The 14,385-nt window shown below is 59.9% G+C and carries 13 protein-coding genes and 1 pseudogene; 7 read left to right on the top strand and 7 right to left on the bottom strand.

All coding sequences use genetic code 11. The annotated features are described in order from the left end of the window. Positions 1–11 precede the first annotated feature (11 nt). Genes dapD through prmB form a run of 3 tightly spaced genes read left to right on the top strand, consistent with a single transcriptional unit; the run spans position 12 to position 2,887 of the window. A complete protein-coding gene (gene dapD / locus M6F29_RS01415; RefSeq protein ID WP_298156804.1) occupies positions 12–836 on the top strand; it encodes a 2,3,4,5-tetrahydropyridine-2,6-dicarboxylate N-succinyltransferase in 825 nt (274 codons plus the stop codon). Next, positions 837–1,970 carry a succinyl-diaminopimelate desuccinylase gene (gene dapE, locus M6F29_RS01420; RefSeq protein ID WP_298156807.1) on the top strand — a complete coding sequence of 378 codons (1,134 nt, stop codon included), beginning with the start codon at positions 837–839 and terminating at the stop codon, positions 1,968–1,970. Then, a complete protein-coding gene (gene prmB, locus M6F29_RS01425; protein ID WP_298156809.1) occupies positions 1,967–2,887 on the top strand; it encodes a 50S ribosomal protein L3 N(5)-glutamine methyltransferase in 921 nt (306 codons plus the stop codon). Before dapE ends, prmB begins: the two co-directional genes overlap by 4 nt. Here prmB and M6F29_RS01430 read toward each other — a convergent pair. The 5 genes and pseudogenes from M6F29_RS01430 to M6F29_RS01450 form a co-directional block, all read right to left on the bottom strand. Further along, a complete protein-coding gene (locus M6F29_RS01430; protein WP_298156812.1) occupies positions 2,808–3,674 on the bottom strand; it encodes a pseudouridine synthase in 867 nt (288 codons plus the stop codon). The two genes, prmB and M6F29_RS01430, sit on opposite strands and share 80 nt — an antisense overlap. Positions 3,675–3,696: 22 nt before the next feature. Then, a pseudogene (gene scpB / locus M6F29_RS01435) lies at positions 3,697–4,215 on the bottom strand (SMC-Scp complex subunit ScpB); the annotation flags it as partial. Continuing rightward, entirely contained in the window at positions 4,212–5,042 is an 831-nt protein-coding gene (locus M6F29_RS01440; protein WP_298156816.1) for a segregation and condensation protein A, read from the bottom strand. The gene M6F29_RS01440 and the pseudogene scpB, both read right to left, overlap by 4 nt. After that, positions 5,039–6,241 carry a tryptophan--tRNA ligase gene (locus M6F29_RS01445; protein WP_297454520.1) on the bottom strand — a complete coding sequence of 401 codons (1,203 nt, stop codon included), beginning with the start codon at positions 6,239–6,241 and terminating at the stop codon, positions 5,039–5,041. Before M6F29_RS01445 ends, M6F29_RS01440 begins: the two co-directional genes overlap by 4 nt. 3 nt (positions 6,242–6,244) lie before the next feature. Then, positions 6,245–7,114, bottom strand: a complete 870-nt coding sequence (locus M6F29_RS01450; protein WP_298156818.1) for a 3',5'-nucleoside bisphosphate phosphatase — start codon at positions 7,112–7,114, stop codon at positions 6,245–6,247. A 144-nt stretch (positions 7,115–7,258) separates the two neighbouring features. Between M6F29_RS01450 and M6F29_RS01455 the strand changes: the two genes are divergently transcribed. From M6F29_RS01455 to M6F29_RS01465, 3 genes are read left to right on the top strand one after another with little or no spacing between them, the layout of a single operon-like run. Continuing rightward, positions 7,259–7,816, top strand: coding sequence for a septation protein A (locus tag M6F29_RS01455; RefSeq protein ID WP_297497915.1), 558 nt, complete (start codon positions 7,259–7,261; stop codon positions 7,814–7,816). Beyond that, complete coding sequence (locus M6F29_RS01460) at positions 7,813–8,070, top strand: BolA family protein (protein WP_297454528.1); 258 nt, start codon at positions 7,813–7,815, stop codon at positions 8,068–8,070. The genes M6F29_RS01455 and M6F29_RS01460 overlap by 4 nt, the downstream gene beginning before the upstream one ends. Before the next feature lie 44 nt (positions 8,071–8,114). Then, positions 8,115–8,948: a peptidylprolyl isomerase gene (locus M6F29_RS01465; RefSeq protein ID WP_297479375.1), complete on the top strand. Its 834-nt coding sequence runs from the start codon at positions 8,115–8,117 to the stop codon at positions 8,946–8,948. A 62-nt stretch (positions 8,949–9,010) separates the two neighbouring features. Here M6F29_RS01465 and purL read toward each other — a convergent pair whose 3' ends face one another. Together purL and M6F29_RS01475 are read right to left on the bottom strand one after the other, a co-directional pair. After that, complete coding sequence (gene purL / locus M6F29_RS01470) at positions 9,011–12,913, bottom strand: phosphoribosylformylglycinamidine synthase (RefSeq protein WP_298156823.1); 3,903 nt, start codon at positions 12,911–12,913, stop codon at positions 9,011–9,013. Between the two features lie 35 nt (positions 12,914–12,948). Further along, positions 12,949–13,404 carry a hypothetical protein gene (locus M6F29_RS01475; protein WP_298156825.1) on the bottom strand — a complete coding sequence of 152 codons (456 nt, stop codon included), beginning with the start codon at positions 13,402–13,404 and terminating at the stop codon, positions 12,949–12,951. Between the two features lie 74 nt (positions 13,405–13,478). On the opposite strand from M6F29_RS01475, the gene ygfZ reads away from it, so the two are divergent. Then, positions 13,479–14,384: a CAF17-like 4Fe-4S cluster assembly/insertion protein YgfZ gene (gene ygfZ / locus M6F29_RS01480; protein ID WP_298156828.1), complete on the top strand. Its 906-nt coding sequence runs from the start codon at positions 13,479–13,481 to the stop codon at positions 14,382–14,384. The last annotated feature ends 1 nt before the right edge of the window (position 14,385 follow it).

Raw genomic sequence — 14,385 nt, forward strand, 5'->3', positions numbered from 1 at the left:
GAATTTATCCCATGTGGTCTGATGCACAAACCTTGATTGAACACGCCTTTGAACAACGGGAGCACTGGAGTCCCAGCGCCCCCCCCGGCGGGCTGCACGAAGCCATTGAACGGGTCATCACGGCCCTGGATCAGGGAATTCTGAGAGTCGCCGAAAAAAAGGAGGGCAACTGGATCACCCACCAGTGGATCAAAAAAGCCGTGCTGCTGTCTTTCCGTCTCCAGGCCAACCACCGCATGGATGGAGGATTCACCCAATACTGGGACAAAGTGGACAGCAAGTTTGCGCACTACGATGATGCGGCCTTCTCTCAGGGCGGCTTTCGGGTAGCCCCGCCCGCCCTGGCCCGGCGCGGCAGTTTCATCGCGCGCAACGTGGTGCTCATGCCTTCCTACGTCAATATCGGTGCCTATGTGGATGAATCCGCCATGGTCGATACCTGGGCGACCGTGGGTTCGTGCGCCCAGATCGGCAAACATGTTCACCTGTCTGGAGGGGTCGGCATCGGCGGCGTTCTGGAACCGGTCCAGGCCAATCCCACCATCATCGAAGACCATTGCTTCATCGGCGCCCGCTCGGAAATCGTGGAAGGAGTCATCGTGGGGGAAGGCTCGGTCATTTCCATGGGTGTCTATATCGGACAGAGCACAAAAATCTATGATCGCGAAACGGGCACCGTCACTTACGGACAAGTTCCGGCCGGTTCCGTGGTCGTGTCTGGCAACCTGCCCTCGGCCGATGGTCGTTACAGTTTGTACTGTGCGGTCATCGTCAAGAAAGTGGACGCCAGGACCCGTTCCAAAACCAGCATCAATGAACTGTTGCGGGGCGCCTGAATGACCGACCCCACCCTGGAACTGACGGCGGAACTGATCCGCCGCCCTTCGGTGACCCCCGAGGATGGCGGATGCCAGGAACTCATTGCCTTGCGTCTGGCCCCGCTGGGTTTCAAGGCCACCTCCCTGGACCGGGGCGATGTCCGCAATCTCTGGTTACGACGGGGAACCGGGGCTCCTCTGGTCGTTCTGGCAGGACATACGGACGTGGTCCCCACGGGCCCCGAATCCAGTTGGCATTCTCTCCCTTTCCTGCCCACGATACGGGACGGATTTCTGTACGGACGCGGTGCAGCCGACATGAAAGCCTCGCTGGCGGCCTTTGTGACCGCCATCGAAAACGTTTTGAGCACTCACCCGGACCTGCCGGGTTCCATCGCCCTGCTCCTCACCTCGGATGAGGAAGGACCGGCACTGGATGGCACCGTACGAGTCGTGGAGTGGCTCAGGGAAACGGGGCAGATTCCCGACTATTGTCTGGTGGGGGAACCCACTTCCGTGGATCGACTGGGCGATACGGTCAAGAACGGACGCCGCGGATCCCTGTCCGGCATACTGACCGTGCGGGGCACACAGGGCCACGTGGCTTATCCCCACCTGGCACGCAATCCCATCCACCTGGCCGCCCCCGCTCTGGCCGACCTGGCCGGCACGGTATGGGATCAGGCCAATGAAGATTTTCCTGCCACGACGTTTCAGATCTCCAATCTGCAGAGTGGAACCGGTGCGGGAAATGTCATTCCCGGCGAATTGACGGCCTGGTTCAATTTCCGTTTTTCGACCGCCAGTTCGGCAAGCTCCCTGCAGGAGCGAACGCAGCAGATCCTGCAGCGGCACGGACTGGAATTCGACCTGCAATGGTCCCTGGGCGCCCAGCCCTTCCTGACACCGCAAGGCACGCTGGTGGCGGCAGTCCAGGAAGCGGTACGGCACGTCACGGGGTTATGCCCCACGCTGTCCACCAGTGGCGGAACCTCGGATGGTCGTTTCCTGGTGACTCTGGGTTCCCAGGTGGTCGAATTGGGGCCCTGCAACGGCACCATCCACCAGCGCAACGAATGCATCGCCAGCACCGATCCGGCCCGCCTGTCCGCCATCTACCAACGTTTGCTCCTGAACCTGCTGACCCCATGAACGCCTTCCCCGATTCCCAGGAAATCCTCCCTCTGAACACCGTGCGCGATCTGTGGCGTTGGGGGGTCACGACCCTGCAGCGCAGTGGGGTGTTTTTTGGGCATGGTTATCCCACGCCTCTGGAAGAGGCAAGGCACCTGCTCCTGTTCAGCCTTTCCCTTCCCAGGGATCAGGACCCCGCCCCTTGGCTCGATGCGCACATCCTGCCCCACGAACGGGAAGAATTTCTGGCCCTTCTCAAACGCCGCGTCGAGGAACGCATCCCCGTGCCCTATCTGACCCGCGAAGCCTGGCTCGGCCCACACCGCTTTTATTGCGATGAACGGGTCCTGATCCCTCGTTCATTCATCGCGGAAGCGCTGGAAGAGGCGCTGGTTTTCCTGATCGAGGACTTTCATGCCCTGCAACGGGTGGCAGATGTCTGTACGGGGGGGGGATCTCTGGCCATCCTGCTGGCGCTCCACTGCCCCGAGGCCCGTGTGGACGCCACCGATATTTCTCCGGATGCCCTGGCGGTGGCCCGTCTCAACTGCGCCGAATACGGGCTTTCAAAACAGATCCACCTGTTTGAAGGAGACCTGCTCGAACCGCTGGAGGAAGGAATTTACGATTTGATCGTTTCCAACCCGCCCTACGTCGACCGGGCCGCCATGGAAAACCTCCCCGCCGAGTACCGCCGGGAGCCCGTCACCGCCCTGGCCAGCGGAATCGACGGGCTGGATCATGTGCGGCGAATCCTTGCGACAGCCCATCGCCATCTCGGTCCGGAAGGCTGGCTGGTGGTGGAAGTGGGCCATCAGGCCGATGAACTGGAAGCCGCCTTTCCGCATCTGCCTTTCATCTGGCTCGAACTTTCCGCGGGGAACCGGTTTGTCTTTGCGCTCCCGTACGCGGCCCTGGAGTCCCTGGGGTCTTAGAACGCACAGGGGTTCGTCGTCCCGGCACCGTCGTCTTTTCCGGACTGGGCGGGGTCATCCCCGCCCAGTCCAGAACCTGTTGCACGGCGCGCGCATCCAGTTCCTCGAAATGACCCCGCTTGAGCCGGGGAGGCAAACCGATGAGCCCGAAGCGAACGCGTATCAGACGCCCCACCATGCACCCCAATGCAGCAAACATACGCCGTACTTCACGGTTTCTTCCTTCCTTCAGCACCACTTGATACCAGTGATTGGTCCCTTCCCCCCCCTGATCCCGAATCGCCTCAAAACGGGCCGGACCATCCTCCAGCAAGATTTCATGACAGGATTGCCGCATTTGCAGGTCGTTCAATTCGCCCACGACACGCACGGCATATTCCCGTTCAATTTCAAAACTGGGGTGGGTCAGACGATGCGCCAACGCACCGCTGGTAGTGAAAATCAGAAGTCCGCTGGTATTGTAGTCCAGTCGTCCCACACTGACCCATTTCTCCCCCTTGAGTTTGGGCAGGGTGGCAAACACCGTGGTTCTCCCATCGGGGTCGTCACGACTGACGATTTCCCCTTCAGGCTTGTGGTACAGCAGGATTCGGACCTGCGCTTCGACGAACTTGAGACGCACCGGTCGTCCTCGTACGGTAACCCGATCCCCAGGGCTCACCTGGGCTCCCACCTGGGCCACGCCCCCATTCACCCGAACCTCTCCGGCTTCGATCAAGGCTTCCATTTCCCGCCGCGAACCGACTCCGGACTGGGCCAATACCTTATGTAAGCGCTGGGCTTCCATCTTCATTTCCCTCTGTGAGTCCATCCAGTGCAGGCAGATCGCGCAAGGTGCGCAGTCCGAGGTGATCCAGAAAATTTCGGGTGGTGCCAAACAGCGTAGGGCGTCCCGGTGTTTCACGCTGGCCCACGGCTTCGATCCATCCGCGTTCTTCCAGTGTTTTGAGGATCGAAGAGGAAACCGTCACGCCACGGATCTCCTCGATGTCGCCCCGCGTCACGGGCTGGCGCCAGGCAATGATGGCCAGGGTTTCCATGACCGCCCGGGAATAGCGGGGTCCCGGTTCACGCCCGAGACGTTCCAGCCATGACTGCATCCAGGGGGCACTCTGAAAGCGCCAACCGCTGGCCACCTGGACCAGGCACAGCCCACGCGCGCTCCACTGCGTCTGAAGTTCTCTCAATGCCTGGTGGATCCTGGGCACGGGAAGTTCAGGTTCGAACAGTTGACGCAACTGGCTAATGCTCAGGGGTTGGGAACTGCATAACAGCGCCGCCTCGAGCACCAGCAGGCATCGGCCGTCTGCATCCCCCTCGTCGTTCATGCCGGCGTCCGCCCCACAGCCTCTTCGGTTTGGCCCACCCCGCGCAAATGCAGGGGGCCCAGCGCCTCGATTTGAGTCACTTCGACCAGGGATTCGCGCACCAGTTCGAGTACGGCAACGAAATGGATCACCAGATGGGAACGGCCATGCCCCTTCAGGCACAGGTCCTGAAAAGTGAGATGCGTGCACTGCTTCAATGCGTTCAGGATCCGTGTCATGGTCTCCCGCACGGAAAGCACTTCCCGGGTGATCCGGTGGTGACGCGAACGCTTCAAACGCCACCCTATCTGTTGCCACGCACGGCGCAGATCGGCCAGCCCGACCCCCGGCTCCGGGAGAGTCGCAAGCCCGTCGTGAACTGCCCGAGCCACCAGAAAATCCCGCTCCTGCTGGGGGTGTTCCTGAAGTCGGAGCGCTGCCGCTTTCATTTTTTCATAGGCCAGCAGACGTTGGGCCAGAATCCAGCGAGGGTCTTCCTCCGCTTCCTGGTCCCCCACGGTTTCCGGGGCTGGAAGCAGGAATCGAACCTTCTGTTCGATCAGCCATGCCGCCATGACCAGATAATCCGCCGCCAGGTGGAGTTGGTGACGCTCCATGGCCCGGACGTAGGCCATGTACTGTTCCGTCAGGGCGGCCAGCGGAATATCCAGGATATCGATTTGATGCTTGCGAATCAGGTAAAGCAGCAAATCCAGAGGCCCCTCGAACTGATCGAGAAAAACTTCCAGGGCTTCGGGGGGGATATAAAGGTCTTTCGGCCAGGCCGAGAAGGATGCTCCATTGACTCTGGCCTCCGGATACTCGAAGGCCACCCCTTCCTGGATCATGAATACACCAGGCCCATGGCTTCACGAACATCGCGCAGGGTATCACAGGCCAGGCGACGGGCTCGCTCGCATCCGTCCGCAATGATATTGCGCACCAGGGTGGGATCTTCCTGATACAACTGGGCCCGCTCACGCAAGGGACGCAATTCGAGAATGACCTGCTCGATGACCGGTTGCTTGCACTGAACGCACCCAATCCCGGCCGTCCGACACCCCTCCTCCACCCAGGACAGGGTTTTTTCATCGCTGTAAAGTTTGTGAAAGGCATAGACGGGACAACGGGTGGGTTCACCGGGATCGGTGCGTAATTTTCTTGCTTCGTCGGTTTTCATGGTGCTGATCTTGTGGGTCAAATCCTCTTCCGACGAACGCAGGGGCAGGGTATTTCCGTAGGATTTGGCCATTTTCTGCCCATCCAGCCCGGGCAGGCGCGAAGCCTCGGTCAGGAGCGCCTGAGGCTCGGCCAGAATGGGTTTGGCATTCCCTTCCAGATAGCCAAAGAGGCGTTCACGGTCTCCCAGGGAGAGATTTTGAGCCTCGGCAAGCAAGTCACGCGCTGCCAGCAACGCCTCTGCATCACCCCGTTCCGTGTAACGGGTGCGCAATTCCAGGTACAGGCGTGACTTCTTGTTGCCCATCTTGCGTGCCGCTGCCAGAGCGTTGGCTTCGAAATCCTTCTCGCGCCCATAAAAATGGTTGAAACGACGCGCCACTTCCCGTGCAAACTCGATGTGGGGAACCTGGTCTTCGCCCACCGGCACCCGATTGGCACGGTACAACAAAATGTCCGCCGCCTGCAGGAGCGGGTAGCCCAGAAAACCGTAAGACGACAGGTCACGATCGGTCAGTTTCTGCTGCTGCTCCTTGTAGGTAGGCACCCGTTCCAACCACCCCACCGGCGTAACCATGGACAGGAGCAGGTGTAACTCCGCATGCTCCGGAACTCTGGATTGAATGAACAGGGTGGCCTGGTTGGGGTCAACCCCGGCCGCCAGCCAGTCCACCACCATCTCCCAGACATGGTTCTCCAACCCCAGGGTAGAGTCGTAATGCGTGGTCAATGCATGCCAGTCGGCCACCATGAACAGGCATTCGAATTCATGCTGAATCTTGATCCAGTTTTTCAAGACCCCGTGATAATGACCCAGGTGAAGCGCCCCGGTAGGGCGCATGCCCGACAACACACGATCAGGATACATACATCAAACTCCCTGGAGTTCAGGATGAAAATAGTTGCGCAAGGACGAATCTTCCCAGACCGGATGACAGTGCCCGGGCAAGGGGGGTAACCGCCCCGGCTCGAAACGGCTTTCACCGGGACCGTGGTAATCCGATCCTCGAGAGGCAAGTAATTGGCGCTTGTTGGCCTGATGCGCAAATTCATCGATTTGCTCGCGGGTATGATTGGCAGTCACCACTTCCAACCCCCGTCCTCCGGCCTCGACAAAGTCATCGAGCAGCCGGGCCAATTCCTTTCCGGACAAGGGATAACGACCGGGATGCGCCAGGATCGCCACGCCCTGAGCCGCCTGAATCCACGATATCGCATCCCCCAATTCGGCCCAGACATGGCTGACATAACCCGGCTTTCCCTTGACCAGAAAGCGTTTGAATACCGTAGCCACATCCCGCGCCACTTTTTGCTCCACCAGATAACGCGCAAAATGGGGACGGGCCAGAATTTCCGGGTTATACGCATGGCGCCGTGCGCCCTCCAGCGCCCCTGAAATGCCCGCGCGCGCCAACTCATGGGCAATGCGTTCCGCCCGATCCTGACGACCCTGGCGAAGCGTGGCCAAACCGGCCTGCAGGACAGGGGTCGTACGTACCACCCCCAGTCCCACCACATGGATGGTATGACGATTCCAGGTCACGGATACCTCCACGCCCGGGATGAAGTCCAGACCCAACTGAGTGGCCACGGACTGGGCCTCGTCCAACCCGGCCAGATTGTCATGGTCGGTCAGGGCGAGCCCTGTCACCCCATTGGCCACGGCCAATTCCACCAGAGCGCGCGGCGTCAGGAGTCCGTCAGAAACCCGGGAATGGTTATGCAAGTCTATGTTTTTCATTAAAACAAGTGAACCTTTAGGAGGACCATCATATCAAACTCCTCGATCACGCGCGAATCGACCGCATCCCGCGCTTTGATCGAATCAGATAACAAACTGTTTTTATGGTACATTACTTCCATTCCCGACTCATACGACCTGCCCATGAAATTCCTGTTTGATATTTTTCCGGTGGTTCTGTTCTTCATCGCCTATCAGTGGGGGGGGATTTACTGGGCGACCGGCGTGGCCATTGCAGCCAGCATCCTCCAGATCGGGAGCCTGATCCTGCGCCGCAAACCCATCGATCTCACCGCCTGGATCGGTTTCTCGGTCATCACGGTCTTTGGCGGACTGACCCTCTGGACACACCTGCACCCGATTCCCGGACTCGAAGCCACCGTATTCATTCGCTGGAAACCCACGGTCCTCTACTGGATCTTTGCCGCCATTCTGGCCCTGGGCCCCCTGTTACTCAAACGCAATCCCCTCAAGGCGGTCCTGTCCCACCAGATGCACCTGCCGGAACCGATCTGGACTCGCCTGAACCTGGCCTGGAGTTTCTTTTTCATGGGACTGGGACTGCTCAACCTTTACGTGGCGTTCTCCTATCCTGAGGCCGTCTGGGTCAAATTCAAGGTCTTTGGACTGATGGCCTTGATGGTGGTCTTTGTGGTCGCCCAGGGAATTTACCTCTCCCGATTTCTCGAGGACCGTTCATGACCTCCACGGCGGAACGAATCCGCGCCTGCCTGGCCCCACTTTCCCCGCTGATCCTGGAAATTCAGGATGACAGTGCCCAGCACCACGGGCATCCCGGCGCACGGGCGGGAGGAGGGCATTATCGGGTACGGATCGTGGCAGAGGCCTTTCGTCATCGTTCCCGTCTGGAGGCTCACCGCATGGTCCACAGCGCGCTGAATTCCCTGATGAACAAAGAAATTCATGCCCTGCAACTTGACGTGCAGAGCCCCTGAGTGTAATCATCCCCCTTGCCCCCCTCCTAAAAGGAATGTCATTGATGAAACTGAAGCAAACCCTCCTGTCCCTGACACTGGTTGGTGGATCTTTGGCCTTGACCCTCGCCTACGCCGAGCAAAGTCAGCCGACCTCCTCCAATTCATCCGCGGTTTCCAGCGCTCCGCTCGTGGTCAACGGTAGCACCATTCCCAGCGCGCGCATCAAACTCGTCACCGATATGCAAATTGCCCAGGGACATGCCGCAGGCCCCGAACTGGACCACGCCGTACGCGACAACCTGGTGGCGCTGGAATTGATCAACGACCAGGCCCGCAAGGAAGGCATCAACAAGGACCCCAATCTGCAAGCCCAGATCGACCTGATGCGTCAACAACTCACGGTCCGAGCCTTCCAGGCTCGCTGGATCAAGGACCACCCCGTGAGCGATCAGACCATTCACGCCGACTATGACCGCATGAAAGCCGAGTTGGGAGATCACGAATATCTGACCGAGCATATCCTGGTTGCCAAGGAAGGAGATGCCCAGAAGATCATCGATCAACTCAAGAAAGGCGCCAGTTTCGAGAAATTGGCCAAGGAAAACAGCATCGATCCCGGCTCCAAGGGCAATGGCGGAAAGTTGGACTGGGCGGCTCCTGCCACCTACGACAAGAACTTTGCCGATGCCATGGTCAAACTGAAGAAAGGCGAAACTTCCTCCACACCGGTAAAATCGCCCTTTGGTTACCATGTCATCCGCGTACTCGACATTCGCCCCCTGAAGGCTCCTCCCTTCGACGAAATGAAGGGTCGCCTGGCTCAGGCACGGGAGCAACAGGCTTTCGGCGAGTATATCCAGCAATTGCGCAGCAAAGCCAAGGTAGAAGGCGAGTAACCCGCGCCCGACCAGCCGGTCGGGCGGTACTCTGAAAATGCGGGCTTTTCCGGAAAAGCACCTTAGCCCAGAAAAGCCCGTGCATTCCGAAACATGCGCATCCACGGGCCATCCTCACCCCACTCCGGGGCCTGCCAGGATCCCTGTACGGCGCGGACCAACCGTTCCGGATGCGGCATGCAGATGGTGAACCGGCCATCGGGCGTCGTCAGTCCGGCAATTCCCTCTGGAGAACCGTTGGGATTGGCGGGATAGGTTCTGGCGAGTTGGCCGTCCCCCTCCACATAACGCAATGTCACCCAGGGTCGCGCAGCGCCCCTTTGCGCTTCATCCTGAAATTCCGCCCGTCCCTCGCCGTGAGCCACCGGCACGGGGATTCGGCTTCCTGCCATGCCCTTCAAAAAGAGTGAGGGCGTATCCAGCACTTCCACCATGACCAACCGCGCCTCAAACTGCTCCGAACGATTGCGCTCGAATCGGGGCCAATGGGAGGCTCCGGGGATCAGGGGCGAGAGGACGCTCATCATCTGGCACCCATTGCATACGCCCAGCGCGAACGTGTCACTGCGCTGAAAAAAGGTCTCGAAACGGACCCGCATGGCTTCATCGAACAGGATGGATTTTGCCCAGCCTCCGCCGGCCCCCAACACATCACCAAAAGAAAACCCCCCACAGGCGGCAAAACCTGCGAAGGACTGCAGGTCCTGACGACCGGAACGCAGGTCATTCATGGGCACATCCACCGCCTCGAATCCCGCGCGGTCAAAGGCCATGGCCATTTCCACCTGCCCGTTGACTCCCTGCTCGCGCAGAATCGCAACACGCGGCCGGGCCCCCTTGATGAGGTAAGGAAGGGTAACATCCTGATCCGTCTCGTACGTGAGTGCGCAGGACAGTCCGACCTCCTGACCAATCCGCGCATGCGCTTCCGCCGCACACTCCGGATGATCACGCAACTGCTGGATGCGAAAGGAGGTTTCCGCCCATCGACGATGCAGGTCCGAGACCGCTTCATCCAGCCAGACCTGGTGTTTCCACTCGATTCGAAAGCGCCCTCCCTCGTCAGGAACGCCCAGGAGATGCGTGGCTTCGCCCAATCCATGGCGCGCCAGCGTCTCCCTGAACAGCGTCCGGTGCACCTGACGCACTTGAACCACCGCGCCCAGTTCCTCGTTGAAGCAGAACGCCCAGCCTTGTTCAGATGGAACACTGGCCCCGAGGTCGAGGGTCATCCCTCGCCTGGACGCAAACAACATTTCAAGAAGCGTGACGACCAGCCCCCCATCAGATCGGTCATGGTAGGACAAAATGACGTCAGCCTGGCGAAGTTCCCGCAACGCCTCAAAAAAGCCTTTCAGCACTGCGGGATCCTCCAGGTCAGGCGCCTGGTGGCCCACCTGCCCATACACCTGGGCCAGCGCACTTCCTCCCAGGCGTTGACGCCCCAGGTCGATCAACCATAATTCCGTAGGCTCCACGCCCGAACTCAGTTCCGGGGTCCAGGTATTCCGGATATCCGCACAGCAGGCAAAGGCAGTCACCACCAGGGACAGCGGAGAAGTCACCTGCTGCATCGTCCCTTGATCGTCCTGCCAATGCGTACGCATGGACAGTGAATCCTTACCCACCGGAATACTGACCCCAAGGGCGATACACAAGTCGCGGGTGGCCTGTACCGTATCGAAAAGCTGGGCATCCTCTCCGGGCGCGCCGGCCGCCGCCATCCAGTTGGCGGAAAGCCGCACCTGTTCCAGAGAGACCTGTGCCGCAGCCAGGTTGGTCAAAGCCTCCCCCACGGCCATGCGCCCGGAGGCCGGACCAGACAGGAGCGCCAGGGGCGTACGTTCGCCCAAGGCAAAGGCCTCTCCTCGCAGGGTCACAAAATCTGCCGCCGTCACCGCCACATCGGCGACCGGCACCTGCCATGGCCCGACGCAGGGATCACGGGCGCAGAGCCCCCCCACCGTCCGATCCCCGATGGTGACGAGAAACGTCTTGTCTGCCACGGCGGGCAAATGCAGGACACGAGTCAACGCTTCCTGGAAGTTCCCGGCCACGGGCGGCAATTCGAGTTCCGTCCTGAGCCGGCTTTCGTGTACGACAGAACGTACCATGCGGGGAGGTTTGCCCAGCAGGGCTTCCAGTTCCATGCGAACCGGCACCTGACCCAGAAGGGGATCCTCTACCTGCAGAAGTTTCTCCCGGGTCCCTTTGCCCACGACCGCAAAGGGACAGGATTCCCGCGCACAAAGCTCAGAAAACACCTCCAGACGACTGGGATCGATGGCCAGAACGAACCGTTCCTGGGCCTCGTTGCTCCAGATCTCGCGGGGCGACATCCCCGGTTCCAGAGAGGGAATCCGGCGCAAATCGAAGTGAGCGCCGACGCCTCCATCGTGAGCCAATTCGGGGAAAGCATTGGACAGGCCGCCCGCCCCCACATCGTGAATGGCCAGAATGGGGTTGTTCTCTTCCATCTGCCAACAACGATCGATCACTTCCTGAGCTCGCCGCTGCATCTCCGGGTTGGCCCGTTGCACGGAATCAAAATCCAGGGTTTCCGTATTGGCGCCACTGTGCACCGAAGAAGCCGCGCCGCCGCCCAGGCCGATACGCAGACCGGGGCCGCCCAACTGTATGAACAGGCAGCCCGGTTCAAGCGGGCGTTTGAAGGCCTGTCGGTCATCGATGGCACCCAACCCCCCGGCCAGCATGATGGGTTTGTGGTACCCCCAGCGCTGTCCCTGTACCCAGGCATCAAAGGTACGAAAGAAACCGGTCAGTTGGGGACGGCCAAATTCATTATTGAAAGCGGCACTGCCCAGGGGTCCCTCGATCATGATGGAAAGAGCGGAGGCCATTCGGGCAGGTTTGCTGTCCGTGCCCGACTCCCAGGGTTGGGCGAAATTGGGCAGATGAAGATTCGAAACGACAAATCCGCTCAACCCGGCTTTGGGTCTGGCCCCCCGGCCGGTCGCTGCCTCGTCCCGAATCTCCCCGCCACTGCCCGTCGCAGCCCCCGGAAAGGGCGCAATGGCGGTGGGATGATTATGGGTTTCCACCTTGATGAGGGGGTGGGTCAGTTGGGTATGAAAATGATAAATCCCGGAATCCGGGTCCGGATAAAAACGTTCGCTCTCCCCCCCTTGCAGGATGGCTGCATTATCGGCGTAAGCCACCACGGTCCCTGCGGGGTGAGCCGCATGGGTCGCCCGGATCATCGAAAACAGTGACTCTGTCCGGGGTTCTCCGTCGATCACCCAGGAAGCATTGAAGATCTTGTGTCGGCAATGTTCGGAATTGGCTTGGGCAAACATCAGTAATTCGGCATCCGTTGGATCCCGTCCTGCGGTTTGGTAGAGTTTCAACAAATAGTCGATTTCATCTTCGGCCAGGGCCAACCCATAGTCCCGATTGGCCACTTCCAGGGCCTCTCGCCCTTGCGCCTGGAGAGGGACGGAGACCAGAGGCTGAGGCACCTGGGGTTCGAACAGGCGTTTGATTTCCATCCCGTCGATCAGGACCGATTCGACCATGGGATCATGCAATTGAGTCCGTACCCCATCCTGTTCTGCGGCCGTCAATGCACGTCTTGACCAGACCTGAAACAGAATGCCGCGCTCGATCCGGTTGACCTCGCTCAGACCACAGCGCTGGGCGATTTCCGTGGCCTTGCTCGACCAGGGGGAAATCGTGCCCAGCCGAGGGACCACCCACAGTTTCAATTCGGGCTCATGGCGTGCGCCGGAATGATCTTCGTTTTCCTTCGAACCATAAGTCAGGAGATCTTTCAGGCGCTGGTGCTTTTCTTCATTCCAGGCCCCAGCCACCTCCGCACAGTGAAAGAAGTTTGCCTCCAGATGGATCACCGGAATCTGTTGCGCCTGAAACTGCGCCAGTTTGCGGGTCACACGAAATTCGGAAAGGGCACGGGGGCCGGGGAGGGTAACCAGGGAAGAGGTCATGGGCGGGGACCATCACAGAGGACATAAACCGCCAATTATAACGGATGCCGCAACAAGACCCGCAGTTTACGCAATTTTTCCGGGGCAGCGCTCTGTCCGTCCAGAACCACGGGCTCCGCATACCGTCCTGTCTCCTCATGCCAGTACAGGATGATCAGAAAGGGACTCACCCGGCAGCCCACGCGCACCCGTCCGAGTTGACGCTCCCCGGAACGACGGTGCACCAACAGATCGCCTCGACTGGACAAATCCAGGCGAGCCACTGCGCGCTGGCTCCATTTTGCCAGGGAACGGACTTCCCACCCGGCAATCAATCCTTGTACACAGCCCCCAAGACAAGCCAGAACCCCCAAACGGGCGTTACAATGGCAAAGGGTCCAGAGTCCGGCCAGATTACCCAGACTCCAGGGAACCCACAAGAAACCTGCGGGCCCGAGAATCACCCGGACCACGCCGGCGCTTTCCAGACTGTCTGCATGCCAGGAAGTCATGCTCGTTCCTCCGTGGTTCAAAGCATAACGACGCTGGAGCGTGCCAGGACCAAGAACACTCAGGATATTTTGCCATGTTTGATTTTTCTGCCGCTTGGATCTCCCTGAAGGACCGCACCCTGATCCAGGTAACGGGTCCGGATGCCCTGCCCTTTCTTCAGGGGCAATTGACCTTTGATCTGTTGACCCTGGGCCCGGACAACTTCGGCTGGGCGGCGCACTGCTCTCCCAAGGGGAAGGTCTTGTTTACCGCCCTGGTCGTCAAGACAGGAGAAACTTTTTTGCTGGATGCCCCCGCGGGCATGAGTGAACTCATGCTGTCCCGGCTGCGTCCCTTCATTCTTCGCTCCAAGATACAGATCGAGGAGGCTCGCGCCCATTTCAGCGTCATGGGCCTGATGGGGCAGGACCTGGAAGGAGTCGCCAACTCTGCGGGATTGAGCCCTTTGCCGACGGTGGGGCGTCAGGACGAGCAGGCAGGACTCCGGCGTCTGCGTCTCTCTCCCGAACGGCTCCTGATCATCGCCACGCCCCAGCGTCTGGCCGAACTGCCCATCCCTCCGTCCCTGTCCGCCCAACCCTGGGAACTGGGCAACATACGCGAAGGCATCGCCGAAGTCACTCCCCTGACCACTGACCGGTATATCCCCCAATGGCTGAATTGGGACCGGATTGGGGGAATCAGTTTTCGCAAGGGCTGCTACACCGGACAGGAAATCGTGGCACGCACCCACTACCTCGGCAAGGTCAAACGACGCGCCCGGCACATTGCTCTGGATTCGGCAGTCCCTGTGGGAACCTCGATCCTGCACCGGGGCGAAGTGACGGGAGAGATTTTTTCCTGCATCGAAAACGAGCGCGGAGAATACGAAGGCCTGGCCATCCTCGCGGGCGAGGAACCATCAGACCTCGTCACGGCGGGAGACGCACCCCAGACCCTGCGCATCCTCCCGCTGCCCTACGCTTTTTCTGACGGGTAGA

Origin of the sequence: Ferrovum sp., from assembly GCF_027317285.1 — a bacterium.
Classification (GTDB): Bacteria; Pseudomonadota; Gammaproteobacteria; order Burkholderiales; family Ferrovaceae; genus Ferrovum.